Source organism: Streptosporangium sp. NPDC023825 (assembly GCF_040639575.1).
Classification (GTDB): domain Bacteria; phylum Actinomycetota; class Actinomycetes; order Streptosporangiales; family Streptosporangiaceae; genus Streptosporangium.
The window spans coordinates 51,239-66,121 of the sequence record NZ_JBFAAE010000005.1 but is presented as its reverse complement, the minus strand read 5'-3'; the positions used below and the strand labels follow the sequence as shown (position 1 = coordinate 66,121).

The window sequence follows — 14,883 nt, the reverse complement described above, 5'->3', positions numbered from 1 at the left end:
GGAGTGCCGCCTCTCACGCTGGGTCACCGGGCGCGTCAGCCGCCGGAGCCGCACCGGGATGTCCTCGATCCCCGGATCCCGGGAAAACGGTGCTCAGGGTTTCTCCCATCCCGACCGGTCGTCGCGGACGACCCGCCCGCCCTTCATCACCCAGCGGACCCCGCGGAAGGCCGAGGTGTCCGCGAGCGGGTCCGCGTCCATCGCGATGAGGTCCGCGTACTTGCCGACCTCGACGGTGCCGAGGTCGGCGTCGGCGCCGAGCCAGCGCATCGGGCCGAGCGTGCCGGCGTGGAGCGCCGCCGCCGGGCCGAGGCCGCCCTCGGACATGCACTCCAGCTCGCGTACCGAGGCGTTGGTCCCCTCGAAGTCCCAGAACGGCGGCATGTCGCTGCCCAGCAGGACGTCCACCCCCGCGTCGAGGGCCATGGCGTAGCTCTCCAGGTGCCGGGGCCCGGCGCCGAGCGAGCGGCACTGCATCCACTCCGGCACCCCGAGCTCGTCGAAGAACTCCTTGCAGCGGGTGACGAGCAGCGTCGGCACCAGGGACGTACCGCGTTCGGCCATCCTCTTCGCGACCTCGGGGGTGAGCTGGTAGCCATGCTCCACGCAGTCGAGGCCCAGCTCGACGGCCTCGGCGATCACCGCCGCCGGACCCGCGTGCGCGGTGACCTTGCGGCCCCAGGCGTGCGCGGTCTGCAGCGCCGCCGCCATCTCGTCGGAGAACAGCTGCGGGGTGTCGATCCTCTCGTACTCCCCGGCGATCCCGCCCGAGATCATGATCTTGATGAGGTCGGCGCCCGCCTTGACCTGGCTGCGCACCCCGCGCCGGAACCCGTCGGCGCCGTCGCACTCCAGGGTCTCGCTCCCCTCGTGCCCGTGGCCGCCGGTGCAGACCAGGGCGCGACCGGCGGTGAAGATGCGCGGGCCGATCGCCCGTCCCGACTCGATCGCCCGGCGCAGCGCGAAGTCGGCGTGGTCCTTCTCGGCCACGCACCGCACCGTGGTGACCCCGCAGTGCAGGGTGCGCCGGGCGCCGTCGGCCATGTAGAGGGCGAGCTCGTGCGCCGTCATGTTCTTCACGCTGTCGCCTCCCTGCCCGGGGAGCGACAGGGACAGGTGGGTGTGCATGTTGACCAGGCCGGGGGTGACGTGCGCGCCGTCGAGGTCGATCGGGTGGGCGTCGCCCGTCAGCTCCAGGATCCGCTCGCGGGGACCCACGGCCGCGATCCGCTCGCCCCGGATCCACACCGCCGCGTCGGCGATCCGCCCCTCGCCGCCCGCCGCCCCGGCCTCCGGCGGCACGCCCGCGCCGCCGGAGGCCGCGACCTTCGCCGTACGGCTCCCCGGGACCGCACCGGGAACACCGCCGGCGCGGGCGTCGGTGACGGTGCAGTTGACGAGGACCACGTAGTTGGCCGCGTCGTTCATCGGGTCGTTCATCGGGCCGTTCATCGGGTCGTCCCGATCCCGTAGACGCGGCGGGCGGCTTCGGGTGAGACGTAGCCCTCGGCGACGTCGCGGCGGACGAGCTCCGGATCGCGCTCGCGCGGATCGCCGTGCCCGCCGCCCCCGGCCGTCAGCAACGTGACCCGGTCACCGGCCTCCACCCGGGTCCGCTTCGTGCTCACCCGCCGCTCGCGCTCGGTACCGGGAAAGACCACCACCTGGTTGGGCTCGGGCTCCAGCCCGCCCTCCAGCGCCCACGGCCGCGACCGCGTCTTCTTGATCACCGACAGGAACTCCCCCGGCACGACGAAACGGATGTCACGCCGCAACCCGACCCCGCCCCGGAACCGCCCCGCGCCCCCGGAGTCCTCCCGCATCTCCACCCGCTCGAAGAACATCCCCGTCCTGGCCTCCAGGACCTCGATCGGGGTGATGCGTCCCGTGCTGCCCGAGACGTGGGTGGCGGCGTTCATGCCGTCGTGGGAGGGGGTGGCGCCCCAGCCGACCGGGTCGTTGTTGCTGACCGCGAACATCTGCCCGGTCTCCGGATGGATCCCGACCATCATGAACCCCGGCACGTCACCCCCCGAGGAGGCCGGCAGCCGGTCCGGCATCCCCTGCGCCAGCGCCTTCAGGATGAGCTCGACCGCGACGATGCCGGTCCAGAGGGTGAAGGTCGGCTGCGGGTAGACGGCGTGGAAGAGCGTCCCGGGCTCGGCCCGCACCTCCAGGGGGACGGTCGTGCCGAAGTTGGACGGCTCGTCGGGCGAGGTGAGTGCCTTGAGGACGACCTTGCAGATCGCGATGGTCGCGCCGAACGGCATGTTGACGGGACCGGGCGTGGCGGGCGAGGAGCCGGCGAAGTCGACGGTGAAGGTGCCGTCGGCGATGGTGACGGTGACCTGCATGCGCACCGGGTCCTCGGTGATCCCGTCGTCGTCCAGCCAGTCGACCGCCGTCCACGAGCCCTGCGGCAGCTCGGCGAGGGCGGCACGGGTGCGCGCCTCGCCGTCCTCGACCATCCGCCGGACCGCGGCGTCCACGGTCGGCCGGCCGAACTTCTCCAGGATCTCCAGGAACCGGCGCTCGCCGGTGCGCAGCGCGGCGACCTGCGCGTTCAGATCACCGATCACCAGATCCGGCATCCGCGAGTTGAACCGGATCAACTCGATGATCTCCCGATTCGGCACACCCCCCGAGAACACCTTCGTCCCCGGAAAGATGATCCCCTCCTGATGCATGTCCGTGGAGTCCAGCACGTACCCCGGATCCTTCGCCCCCAGATCCATCCAGTGAGCCCGCACGCACAGGAAACCCACCAGGTCCGCACCCGCGAACACCGGGCAGAACAGCGTCGCGTCGTAGGAATGCGCCGCGTTCCAGTACGGGTAGTTCAGCAGCACCACATCACCCGGTCGCAGGTTCTCCCGCCCCACGTACTCCACGCCCTTGCGCAGTGAGAAGTCGTTGGCGCCGAGGAAGAAGGTGAGGCCGGTGGCCTCGGCGATCAGCCGCAGGTCCGCGTCGTACATCGACATCCCGAAGTCGTGGACCTCGTAGATGACCGGGTTGAACGACGTGCGGATCAGCGTGGCCCGCATCTCCTCCGCCGCCGCGAGCAGGTAGCTGCGCACCACCTCGGCGGTCGCGCCGTCCAGCCGAGCGCCGTCCGGCCGAGCGCCGTCCGCTCGCCCGCCGTCCAGCCGAGCGCCGTCCGGCCGAGCGCCGTCCGCTCGCCCGCCGTCCGGCCGAGCGCCGTCCGGCCGAGTGCCGCCCGCTCGCCCGCCGTCCGGGCGTCCTCCATCCAGCCGTTCCGTCATGACGCCGCCTCCACAAGCCGTACCAGCAGGTAGCCGTGCTCCTCGACCTCGACCCGCTGTCCCGAGGGGACCACGGTGGTCGAGGTGCCCTCGTCGATCAGGGCGGGCCCGTCGAACGCGTCGCCCGGCTCCAGCAGCGCGCGGTCGTAGACGGCGAACGAGGCCGTGGCGCGGGTGCCGAAGTCGTAGGCGTCCCTGCGGGCGAGCAGCGCCCGGCCCGCGTCGCCGTCGCCCGGCGGGCGCGTCACCAGCTCGGGCCTGTCGGTACGGCCGACGCCGCGCACCCTCAGGTTGAGGATCTGCACCCGGTTGTCCATCGTGTGCCCGTACCGCGCCGCGTGGGTCTCCTCGAACGCCCGCCTGATCGCGTCCCGGTCGAGGTCGCGGCCCGCGGTGACGACGAGCGAGTGCTCCTGTCCCAGGTAACGCAGCTCGAACCGGCGCTCGAGGACCATCCGGCCGGCCGGGACCCGCTGCGCCTCCAGGGAGGCGACCGCCTCGGCCTCGACGCCCTTGAACACCGCCTCCAGCTCGTCGAGGTCGGCGTCGTCCAGGGTGGCCGTCACCGTACGGGAGAAGTCGTCGACGACGTCGGCGCTGAGCATGCCCCAGGCGGAGAAGCCCGACGGGGCGAACGGCACGATGACCTCGCCGATGCCCATCTCCGCCGCGAGCAGCGGGGCGAGCAGCGGCCCGGCCCCGCCGAACGCGAGCAGCGAGAAGCCGCGGGGGTCGTGTCCCCGCTCGACCGTGATCTGCCGGACCGCGCCGACGGTCCTGGCCAGCAGCACGTCGAAGACGCCCGCCGCCGCGGCCTCCGGGCCGAGCCCGAGCGGCCCGGCCACCTGCTCGTCGAGCGCCGCGCGGGCGGCGTCGGCCCGCAGCTCCATCGCCCCGGCCAGGAAGCGGTCCGGGTCCACGTAGCCGAGGACGACCGCCGCGTCCGTGACGGTGGGGCGGGTGCCGCCCCGGCCGTAACACACCGGGCCGGGGTCGGCACCCGCGCTCTGCGGCCCCACCTTCAGCAATCCCCGCTCCAGCCACGCGATCGAGCCCCCTCCGGCGCCGATCGTGCGGATGTCGTAGGTGGGGATCAGCAGCGGGAAGTGCTCCAGCCGCGCCTCGTAGGCGGCCACCGGGGACCCGTGCTCGATGACGCACGCGTCCAGGGAGGTACCGCCGATGTCGAAGGTCAGAAGGTCCCGGCGACCGAGGGCGGCGGCGATGTGCGCCGCGCCCACGATGCCGCCCGCCGGGCCCGACAGCACGGTGTGCGTCGGAGAGGTCTTGGCCACGGCCGACGTCATGGAACCGCCGCCGGACCGCATGATCAGGAATCGTCCGCCGAACCCGCGCTCGGCCAGCCCGCGCTCCAGCCGGTCCACGTACCTCTCGAAGATCGGCCGGATGTAGGCGTCGAGGACGGTCGTGCTGGTCCGCTCGTACTCGCGGTACTCCCTGACGATGTCGGTGGAGATCGAGACCGTCACGTCCGGGTACGCCTCGCGGATGATCCGGGCGGCCTCCCGCTCGTGGGAGGGGTCGAGGAAGGAGTACAGGAAGCAGACGGCGATCGACACCACGCCCCGTTCCTCGACGAGGACCCGGGCGGCCTCCCTCACCCCGGCGGCGTCGAGCTCCTCGACCACCCGGCCCCGGTGGTCGAGGCGTCCCCGCACCCCGGCGGTGTGGCGGCGCCGCACGAGGCTCTCGGGTCGCTCGTACTGGAAGTCGTACATGTGGTCGGCGGGCACGTCGCCCCTGCCGATCAGGAAGATGTCGCGGAAGCCGTCGTTGGTGAGGATCCCGGTGGGCTCGCCGCGCCGCTCCAGGACGGCGTTGAGGCCGAGGGTGGTGCCGTGGATGAACAGCTCCACCTCCGACAGGTCGGTGCCGAGCGCGGCGACCGCGTCGAGCACGCCCTCCCAGGGACGGGACGGGGTGGTCGAGGCCTTCCTGAAGCGCACCTCGCGGGTGCGCGTGTCCAGCTCCATCGCGTCGACGAAGGTGCCGCCGATGTCGACGGCCAGCCGGAGGTGCTTGGGGTCGGGCATCGCGGGTGTCACCTTTCGATCAGCGCGGGGATCTCGGCGGCGCGGCGGCAGGCGACCAGGCTCGCGTCGTACGGGCGGAGTTCCTGCTCCCGCTCCCGGCACTCGCCGGTCGCGAAGGGACAGCGCGGCGCGAGGGCGCAGCCCGCGGCGGCGTCCGCCTCCTCCAGGTCCCTGGTCAGCTCGACCCGCGGGCCTCGGTACCCGGCGCCGAGGCTGGGGGCGCCGGCCAGCAGTGCCCGGGTGTAGGGGTGCAGCGGGTTGCCGAAGACCTCCTCCACCGGGCCCTCCTCGACGATCCGTCCCAGGTAGAGGACCGCGACGCGGTCGCAGAACCCCCGGACGACGGCCAGGTCGTGGGAGATGAGGACCGTGCCGCGCGAGCGGTCGCCGCTCACCTCGGCGATCACCTTCAGGATCTGCGCCTGCACGGTGACGTCGAGCGCCGAGGTCGGCTCGTCGAAGACGATCAGGTCGGGGTCGCCGACGAGCGCGCGGGCGATGCCGGCGCGCTGCGCCTGCCCGCCGGACAGCTCGTGAGGGCGACGCCCGAGGATCGACGGGTCCAGCTCCATGCGCTCCAGGACGCGGGCGACGCGCGACGCCCGCTCGGCGGCGGGCACCCCGGCGGCGCGCAGCGGCTCGCCGATCGCGTCCGCCACGGTCCGCCGGGGGCTGAGCGACCCGACGGGATCCTGGAAGACCAGCTGGACGCGGGCGCGCAGGCGGCGCAGCTCCCGGCCGCGCAGCTCGGACAGCACCCGCCCGGCGACCTCGACCCGCCCTCGGGAGGGCGGCACCAGCCCGAGCATCAGCCTGGCCAGCGTGCTCTTGCCGCAGCCGCTCTCCCCGACGATGCCCAGGGTCTCGCCCGCGGCGACGCGGAGGCTGACCCCGCGCAGGGCGTGGTGGCCCCCGCCGCCGAAGCGGGCACGGTAGAGGACGTGCGCGTCCTCGACGCGCAGCACCTCCGCGCCCGTCCCCCCTCCGGGGGAGGTCCCCGCTCCCGAGCCCGCCCGTGCTCCGGAAGCTCCCGAGCCCGCCCGCGCTCCGGAAAGCGTGTCGTCGGGCTCGGAGAGGGGCCCGGAGCGGGGGTGGAAGCAGGCGGCGCTCCAGTCGGAGGCCAGGGCCTCGGCGCGCGGAAGCTCCGTCGTGCACGTCTCCGTCACGTGCGCGCAGCGCGGCGCGAACGGGCAGGAGGACGGCGCCTCCGCCGGCAGCGGCATCGCGCCGGGGGTGGCCGTCACCGGGCGCCCGTCGATGTCGGGCACCGAGCGCAGCAGCGCCCGCGTGTAGGGGTGGGCGGGCTCGCCGAGCACCTGCGACCCGGGACCGCTCTCCACCACCGTCCCCGCGTAGAGCACCACGACGCGGTCGCAGACCTCCGCGATGGAGGCGAGGTCGTGGGAGATCAGCAGGACGCCGCGCCGCTCGGCGTTCGCGGCGAGCCGGAAGCGGTTGAGGATCTCCCTGGCGAGGGTCACGTCCAGCCCGGTGGTGGGCTCGTCGGCGATCAGCAGGCCGGGGGCGCACCCGGTGGCCAGCGAGATCATGACGCGCTGCGCCATGCCGCCGGAGAGCTCGTGCGGGTAGGCGTCCAGGCGGCGTCTCGGGCTGCGGATGCCGACCGACTCGAACAGCTCGGCGGCGACCTCCCGGGCGGGGGCGGGTGCCAGCGCCCGGTGGGTGACGAGCCGGTCGACGAGCTGGCGGCCGACGGTCCTGGTGGGGCTGAGCGCGCCGCGCGGGTTCTGGAAGCAGATCGCGGCGCCGTGCCCCCGGAAGGACTCCAGCTCGGCGGCGCCCATCGTCAGCACGTCGGCGCCGTCGAACAGGACCCGCCCGGCCGTACGGGAGCCGCCGGGCAGCAGGCCCACGATCGAGCGGGCCACCATGCTCTTGCCGCCGCCGCTCTCGCCGACCAGGCCGACCACCTCGCCGGGCTCGACGCTCAGGTTCACCCCGCTCAGCGCGGCGACCCGGCGTCCGGGGCGGTGTATCACGACGGAGAGGTCCTCGATCGACAGGAGGGTCATCGTCCGTCACCTCCTCGTGGAGTCGGCGCGTTCCTGCAGGCCCTCGCCGAGGAGGCTGAAGCCCAGGACGCAGATCAGCAGGAAGAGGCCGGGAGGTACCGAGGTCCACCACCGGCCGGCGACGACGTCCCCGGTGCCGAGGCTGATCATGGCGCCCCATTCGGCGGTGGGCACCGGCACGCCGAGCCCGAGAAAGGACAGCCCGGCCAGCGTGAGCATCGCCCAGCCGCAGTTCAGCGGGGCGATGACGCGCACCGGCGTGAGGCTGTTGGGCAGTACGTGCCGCCAGAGCACCCCCCAGAAGGAGGCCCCGGAGGTGCGGGACGCCTCCACGAAGGGCAGTTCCCTGACGGAGCGCACCTCGGCCCGCACCAGCCGGGCGTACGCGGGCGCGTTCACCAGCGCGATCACCGCCACCAGGTTGGCGGTCCCGCCGCCGAGCAGCGCGGCCACCGCCAGGGCCAGGATGAAGGTGGGGAACGCCTGGAGGACGTCGAGCACCCGCATCAGCGCGTCGTCCGGCCGGCCGCCCCGGTATCCGGCGACCAGGCCGACGAAACCGCCCGCGACCACTGCCAGGGCGACCGCGGCGACCGCGATGCCGACGTCGAGCCTGGCGGCGTGCAGGACCCGGCTCCAGACGTCCATGCCGTTGAGGTCGGTGCCCAGGAGGTGGGCGCCGCCCGGCGGGGCGAGGGAGGCGAGGGGGTCGATCTCCTCGGGGCCCCACGCGGCCAGCAGCGGCGCGAACACGACCGCCACGGCGACCAGGACCAGGATCGCGGAACCGGACGCGATCAGGGACGACGCGAAGCGCCGGTCCCCGCCGGCCTCCCGGACGCGCTCGGTCCTCGAAGCGTGTTCCGTCTTCCGAGCGCGCGCGTCACCGGGGTCCCGTACGCGTCCGGCTCCGGCTCCGGCTCCGGTTCCGGTTCCGGTTCCGGTTCCGGGAGCGCGTCCGGCGCCGCCCCCCGGAACGTGTCCTGCCGCGGCCTCCGGAACCCGTCCGGCGGCCTCGGGGCCGCGTCCGGCGGCTTCGGGGTCGTGTCCGGCGTCCGGCATCAGATCCTCACTCTCGGGTCGAGGACCGCGTGGACGACGTCTGCGACGAGGAACACCACCACGTAGAACAGCGCGATCACGAGCACCGACGCCTGCACCACCGGGTAGTCCCGGTAGAGCAGGCCGCGCAGCGCCCACTGCCCGAAGCCCTGCCAGGAGAAGACGTACTCCACGAGGACCGTCGAGCCGATGGAGAAGCCGAACACCAGGGCCGCCAGCGCGGGGAGGCGCACCAGCGTGGCCCGTACCAGGTAGCCGCGCAGCAGCAGCCGGTTCCCGAGGCCGTGCGCGGCGGCGGCCGCGTACGCCTCGGAGGCGAGCACCTCCAGCGCGGAGGCCCGGACGCTGCGCAGCAGCGGCGCGACGATGACGATCACCATCGTGGCCACCGGCAGCACGAGGTGCTCCAGCGCCGAGACGAACGCGGGGCCGTTGGCCGTCAGCGCCGCGTCGAGCAGGTCGGCGCCGGTGATGAGGCTGAGGTCGGTGTCGGGGTCCACCCGGCCGCTGGGCGCGGGGAACCAGCCCAGCACGCTGTAGCCGACGAGGACCAGCACCAGGCCGAGCCAGAACTCCGGCACCGAGTTGCCGACGAGCGCCGCGACGCGGACGGTGTGGTCGCCGAACCGGCCGGCGTTGCGCGCCGACCAGATGCCGAGCACCGTCGCCAGCACCAGCGCCACGACCAGCGCGATCACCACGAGCTCCATGGTCGGCCCGACGCGCACGGCCATCTCCGAGCCCACCGGGGCACCGCTCTGGATGGAGGTGCCGAAGTCACCGGTGAACAGTCCCCCGGCGTAGTCGAGGAACTGCCGCCACAGCGGCTGGTCCAGCCCGAACCTGGCCCGCGCGGCGGCGGCGTCGGCCTCCGTGGCGTTGGGGCCGAGGATGGTGCGGATCGGGTCGCCCGGCAGGACCCTGACGAGGAGGAAGGTCAGGACGACCACCCCGATGAGCACCGGGACGAGCTGGAGCAGCCGTCCGAGGAGGAACCGGAGGATGCGCACGGACTACCCGGCGACGCTCAGGTGGCGCAGCCGGGCCAGGCCGTCCATCGGCTGGACCCAGCCCGCCACCGCCTCCCTGACGGGGAGGTTGAAGTCGGGCTGGCAGACGACGACCCAGGGCACGTCCCCGGCCAGGATCTCCTGCACGCGCAGCCAGAGCTTGGCGCGCTCGGCCTCGTCGACGACGGTGTGGGAGTCCTCGAAGATCTTCTCGATCTCGTCGTTGACGTAGTTGGAGTAGTTGAGGCCGGCGCCCTTGGTGAAGCTGGTCCCGAGCATGTACTCCACGTCGTTGACCCAGAGCTGGCCCACGGTGATCTGCAGCGGGATGTTCTTCTTCTCCCGGCGCCCGGCGAGCGTGGCGGGGTCCAGCGGGGTGAGCTTGAGCTCGATGCCCGCCTTCCTGGCCTCGCTCTGCACCAGGACGGCGATCTGCTGCTGTTCCTCGCTGTCGGTCTGGAAGACCAGCTCGGAGGCGACCGAGGTCCTGCCCGCCCCGGCCAGCGTCTCCTTGGCCCTGGCGACGTCGTGGGTGTAGGGATAGCCGGTCTCGGAGTAGCCGGGCATGTCCAGCGGGACGACGCTCCTGGCGGGCCGCGCGTCGCCGCCGTAGACGTTGGCGATGATCTGCTCGTACGGGACGGCGTGGGCGAGCGCCTTGCGGACGGCGGGGTCGTCGAAGGGCACGGTGGTCACCGACATCTGGATGGCGACCTGGCTGTTGCTCGGCGCGGAGATGACCTTGATGCCCGGGGTGGTCCTGAGGTCCTTGATGTCGCGCCGGCCGATCCCGAAGGCGATGTCGATGTCGCCGTTCTGCAGCTGGAGGCGCTGGTTGGCGGCGGCGGGCACCACGGTGAGCCTGACCTCGGGGCTCTTGGCGCCGTCGGGGCCGGGGTAGCCGGTGTTGGCGGTGAGCAGGATCTCCTGGCCCTGGACCGCCTTGGCGACGTTGAAGTAGCCGCCGCTCGGGGGGTTCTTGGCGAACCACTCCTTGGCCCAGGGATCGTCGTCGGTGGCGTGCTTCCTGGCCTCCTCGGAGTCGAAGACGTACAGCGAGATGGCCTGGATCTGCCGGGTGAGGGCGCTGGGGAACGCCTGGGTGAACGTCACGGTGTGGTCGTCGACCACCTGGACCTGGTCGGCCTCGGTGAGCCCGATCAGCCGGTAGATCCCGGCGACGTTGGCCTTCGCGGCGAAGGCGCGGTCCTTGGACCACTTGACGTCCCTGGCGGTCATCTCGTTGCCGCTGGCGAACTTCACGCCCTTGCGCAGCCTGAGGGTCCAGACCTTGTTGTCGGCGTCGGGCTCGAAGGACTCGGCGAAGGCCGGGACGACGGCCTCGGTGTCGAGGATCCGGCCGCCGCCGACCGAGGTGACCCCGTAGTCGACCATGTAGGGGAAGACGTTCTTGTAGAGCATCAGCGCGGTCAGGTCGAACCCGACGAAGTCCTGGTCCCAGCTGCTCAGGTAGCTGCCCACCGCGATCCGCAGCGCCGAGGCGGCCGGGGCGCCGCTCCCGCCGGGGGCCGCGCTCGCCGCCGGGGTGTCCGAGCCACCCGCCTTGGTGCCCGCGGCGCACCCGGCCGCGAAGAGGAGGGCGGCCCCGCCCCCGAGTCGCAGGATCGAGCGACGGGGCAGCGCGGGGGACACCGGGCCGTGGGGGTGAGGCAAACCGGGCATCGCAGTCCTCCAGGGGCCATGGGGGATAGGCCGCGAGGTGGGCGGATCGCGGCACTGACGGCCCACCCGACCTACATGTGCCGTTTGTTCTATCAGACCTGAGTTTAGTGAACAAAGGTACCGGTTTATGTTCACAAACAAAACCAATGCTCAGCACGGGAATTACGAATATAAGAGATCGCGCCAAATGATCGTGTTCACTGAATTTCACACGAACGACACCCGGATGTGACCAGCGCCTCCCGCCCCTTCGGCAGGGCCGGGCGCACCGGCGCCCCGCCCCGTCCCGCCCCGGACGGCCGGACGGCGAACCGCGCGGGTGGCGGGTGAAACGGGTACCGAGCCGACCGTGCGCGGACGGGCAAGCATCGTGCGCTGACGGGCAACCGCGGCCCATACCCGTCTGCCATAGTTTCGGCAAAAGCACCGTGCAGTTTCGGTAAAAGAACCACGCGCTTTCGCGCCGGCTCCGCCCCTCGGGCGGGAGAGGAAGAAACGGAAAGGGAAGCCGAGGCGGGGAACCCATCTTTCCGAGTCCGTTCGTCGGTGCTCCTCCACCCAGGGGGTGGGTGAGGAGCGGGGCCGTCTGCGGACACCGGGCCGGACGGGGTGCCGGACACCGGGTCATGGGCGGACTCGCCGGAGGGCCGGCCGGTGTTCGAGGACCGGGATCTCCGGGGGGATGCGGGCCCGACGCCGGTCCGTGAACGGGCCGGGCGGGGCGGGGCGGGCGTCGGCGGGTGGCGAGGAAACGGTTGACAGGGGATTTCATGATCCGTCACGACCGTGCGGTCCCGGACCGCACGATGTCGGCGGCTCATGAGGAACACCGCGTCCAGGCTCCATCCGCCGCTCTCCGCGGACCGATCGAGTCCGTTCCCCCGCCCCGCCCGGCCGCCGGTCGCGGCACGCCCGGTTCGTGCTCACCACGCCCAGGACCGGCGGGACGCGCCGGGGCCGTCGGGACGATTACCGGCTCGCCCGGTTCGTACTCACCGCGCCCAGGATGGGCCCGGACGTATCAGGACGAGTACGGATCCGATCGATTCATGATTACCGCGCTCAGGATGGGCAGGACATACCGGGGTGAGTACCGGTTCGACCCGAACCGGTACTCGACCACAGTGCCGCCGGAACCCCGGCGACGCCCCCTGCGGGAGTGAGCCGATGTTCTCCGTACCTGTACTGCTCGTCGTCGCCGCCACAGCGGTGATCGCGACACTGGCCTGCGCGCTCGCCCTGGTGGCCGGGTCTCCCTGGCCGCTCTCCCTGCTCAGCGGCGTCGCGGCGGGCGCGGCCACCCTCAGCGTGCTCTCCCGCCTGCTGGACGACGGCCACCGGATCCGCCCGTAGCGCTCCGGCGTGCACGCCGGCACCGCCCTTCCCGCCGCGTGCCTGCCCGCCGTGCGCGACGAGCCACGTACGGCAGGCCACGCACGACGAGCCGTGCACGGCGAACCGCGTACGGCGGGCCCTGCTACGACACGTCCTCCGGCGCCCCTCCGAGCGGCAGGGCATTGGAGACCGGCGGGAACGGACGGCGGACGGGCGTGGTCCGGCGGATCAGAAACCGCGCGCCAGGTGGTAGTAGGCCTGGTTCCAGCGGATCTCCTTGGCGAACTGGCGGGCGGTGGTGTCCGCGTCGATGACCAGGAGCTCGACACCGAGCATCTCGGAGAGGTCGGTGAGCTCCTCGGCGGTCAGGGCCGACGACAGGACGGTGTGGTGCGGGCCTCCGGCGGTCAGCCACGCCTCGGCGGAGGTGCTCAGGTTCGGGCGGGGCCTCCACACCGCGCGGGCGACGGGCAGGCTGGGCAGCGGCTCGGCGGGGGCGACCACGTCGATCTCGTTGGCCACCAGCCTGAACCGGTCCCCCATGTCGGACAGGCCGACCACCACGGCGGGGCCCGGCTCCGCGTCGAAGACCAGCCGGACGGGGTCCTCGCGCCCGCCGATGCTCAGCGGGTGGATCTCGCACGAGGGCACCCCGGCGGAGATCGTCGGGCAGACCTCCAGCATGTGCGCGCCCAGGATGACCTCCTGGCCGGGGGTGAGGTGGTAGGTGTAGTCCTCCATGAAGGAGGTGCCGCCCTCCAGCCCCTGCGACATCACCTTCAGGGTGCGCACCAGCACCGAGGTCTTCCAGTCCCCCTCGCCGCCGAAGCCGTAGCCGTCGGCCATCAGCCGCTGCACCGCCAACCCCGGCAGCTGCCGCAGCCCGCCGAGGTCCTCGAAGTTGGTGGTGAACGCGCCGAAGCCGCCCTCGGTGAGGAAGTGGCGCAGCCCCAGCTCGATGCGGGCGGCGTAGCGCAGCGAGTCGTGGCGCTCGCCTCCGGCGCGCAGCTCGGGGGCGACCTTGTAGGTGTCCTCGTACTCGGAGATCAGACCGTCCACGTCGGCGTCGGCCGCGGCGTCGACGGCGGCGACCAGGTCGTTGACGCCGTAGGTGTTGACCGAGACACCGAAGCGCAGCTGCGCCTCCACCTTGTCGCCCTCGGTGACCGCCACGTCGCGCATGTTGTCGCCGAAACGGGCCAGCCGCAGCGAGCCCAGCTCGGCGCGCCCGGCCGCGGCCCGCGCCCAGGCGCCGATGCGCGCCGCCACCGCCGGGTCGCTCACGTGCCCGGCGACGGTCTTGCGGGCCACGCCCAGCCGGGACTGGATGTAACCGAACTCGCGGTCGCCGTGCGCGGCCTGGTTGAGGTTCATGAAGTCCATGTCGATGGAGCTCCACGGCAGCGCCACGTTGGCCTGGGTGTGCAGGTGCAGCAGCGGCGTGCGCAGCGCGTCCAGCCCGGCGATCCACATCTTGGCCGGGGAGAAGGTGTGCATCCAGGCGATCACCCCGACGCAGGCGTCCGAGGCGTTGGCCTCCAGGCAGACCCGGCGGATCGACGCGGCGTCGGTGAGCACGGGCTTCCACACCACCCGGAACGCCAGCGCCTCGTCGAGCCGCTCCGCGATCTCCCGGGACTGCTCCGCCACCTGGGCCAGCGTGTCCTCTCCGTACAGGCCCTGGCTTCCGGTGAGGAACCAGATCTCTCGCTCGTGGAGGGTCACCGCGGACTCCTTTGCCCGTAGACGTTCTGGTAGCGGTCGTACAAACTGTCGATGTCGGGCTGCGCGATGGGCAGCGGCTCGCCCAGCTGGCGGGCCACGTGCACGGTGCGGGCGACGTCCTCGCACATCACCGCCGCCTTGACGGCGGCGCGGGCGTCCGCGCCGATGGTGAAGACGCCGTGGTTGCGCATCAGGACCGCCGGGGAGCGGTGGCCCTCCAGGGTGGCGACGATCCCCTTGCCGATGTCGTCCCCGCCGATCAGCGCGAACGGCCCCACCGGGATCTCGCCGCCGAACTCGTCGGCCATCGCCGTCAGCACGCACGGGATGGCCTCGCCCCGCGCCGCCCAGGCCGAGGCGTACGTGGAGTGGGTGTGCACCACCCCGCCCACCCGCGGCATCGTCCGGTAGACGTACGCGTGCGCGGCGGTGTCGCTGGACGGCGCCAGCTCGCCCTCGACCAGCTCGCCGTCCAGGTCGCACACCACGATCGACTCCGGGGTGAGGTTCTCGTACATCACCCCCGACGGCTTGATGACGAAGAGGTCCTCGCCGGGGACCCGGCCGGAGACGTTCCCGGCCGTCCAGGCGACGAGGTTGTAGCGGACCAGTTCCTGGTGGAGCGCGGACACCGTCTCCCGCAGCTTCCTGACGACGGCGCTCATCCGGCCGCCCCCGTTCGGTGCGAGCCCGGGTGCCCGGTCACGCGCGGTGC

Annotated in this window: 10 protein-coding genes; 1 reads left to right on the top strand and 9 read right to left on the bottom strand. The window is 72.7% G+C overall.

Features of this window, described 5'->3' with window-relative positions; translation table 11 throughout:
• Positions 1-93 precede the first annotated feature (93 nt).
• Genes AB0G15_RS06585 through AB0G15_RS06555 form a run of 7 tightly spaced genes read right to left on the bottom strand, consistent with a single transcriptional unit; the run spans position 94 to position 11,108 of the window.
• Complete coding sequence (locus AB0G15_RS06585; RefSeq protein ID WP_362836043.1) at positions 94-1,440, bottom strand: amidohydrolase family protein; 1,347 nt, start codon at positions 1,438-1,440, stop codon at positions 94-96.
• Between the two features lie 8 nt (positions 1,441-1,448).
• Positions 1,449-3,266: a hydantoinase B/oxoprolinase family protein gene (locus AB0G15_RS06580; RefSeq protein ID WP_362836041.1), complete on the bottom strand. Its 1,818-nt coding sequence runs from the start codon at positions 3,264-3,266 to the stop codon at positions 1,449-1,451.
• Positions 3,263-5,320 carry a hydantoinase/oxoprolinase family protein gene (locus AB0G15_RS06575; protein ID WP_362836039.1) on the bottom strand — a complete coding sequence of 686 codons (2,058 nt, stop codon included), beginning with the start codon at positions 5,318-5,320 and terminating at the stop codon, positions 3,263-3,265. The genes AB0G15_RS06580 and AB0G15_RS06575 overlap by 4 nt, the downstream gene beginning before the upstream one ends.
• Positions 5,321-5,328: 8 nt before the next feature.
• The gene (locus AB0G15_RS06570) at positions 5,329-7,353 is read right to left on the bottom strand and encodes an ABC transporter ATP-binding protein (protein ID WP_362836037.1); all 2,025 of its coding nucleotides are present in this window, start codon (positions 7,351-7,353) and stop codon (positions 5,329-5,331) included.
• A gap of 6 nt (positions 7,354-7,359) precedes the next feature.
• Positions 7,360-8,415 carry an ABC transporter permease gene (locus AB0G15_RS06565; RefSeq protein WP_362836035.1) on the bottom strand — a complete coding sequence of 352 codons (1,056 nt, stop codon included), beginning with the start codon at positions 8,413-8,415 and terminating at the stop codon, positions 7,360-7,362.
• Complete coding sequence (locus AB0G15_RS06560; RefSeq protein ID WP_362836033.1) at positions 8,415-9,425, bottom strand: ABC transporter permease; 1,011 nt, start codon at positions 9,423-9,425, stop codon at positions 8,415-8,417. Before AB0G15_RS06560 ends, AB0G15_RS06565 begins: the two co-directional genes overlap by 1 nt.
• 3 nt (positions 9,426-9,428) lie before the next feature.
• The gene (locus AB0G15_RS06555; RefSeq protein WP_362836031.1) at positions 9,429-11,108 is read right to left on the bottom strand and encodes an ABC transporter substrate-binding protein; all 1,680 of its coding nucleotides are present in this window, start codon (positions 11,106-11,108) and stop codon (positions 9,429-9,431) included.
• Between the two features lie 1,167 nt (positions 11,109-12,275).
• Between AB0G15_RS06555 and AB0G15_RS06550 the strand changes: the two genes are divergently transcribed.
• Positions 12,276-12,461, top strand: coding sequence for a hypothetical protein (locus tag AB0G15_RS06550; RefSeq protein WP_362676976.1), 186 nt, complete (start codon positions 12,276-12,278; stop codon positions 12,459-12,461).
• Between the two features lie 210 nt (positions 12,462-12,671).
• Here the strand turns inward: AB0G15_RS06550 and araA are convergent, their stop codons facing one another.
• Positions 12,672-14,168, bottom strand: coding sequence for an L-arabinose isomerase (araA, locus tag AB0G15_RS06545; RefSeq protein ID WP_362836029.1), 1,497 nt, complete (start codon positions 14,166-14,168; stop codon positions 12,672-12,674).
• Positions 14,165-14,833, bottom strand: a complete 669-nt coding sequence (locus AB0G15_RS06540; protein WP_362676980.1) for an L-ribulose-5-phosphate 4-epimerase — start codon at positions 14,831-14,833, stop codon at positions 14,165-14,167. The genes araA and AB0G15_RS06540 overlap by 4 nt, the downstream gene beginning before the upstream one ends.
• Positions 14,834-14,883 lie beyond the last annotated feature (50 nt).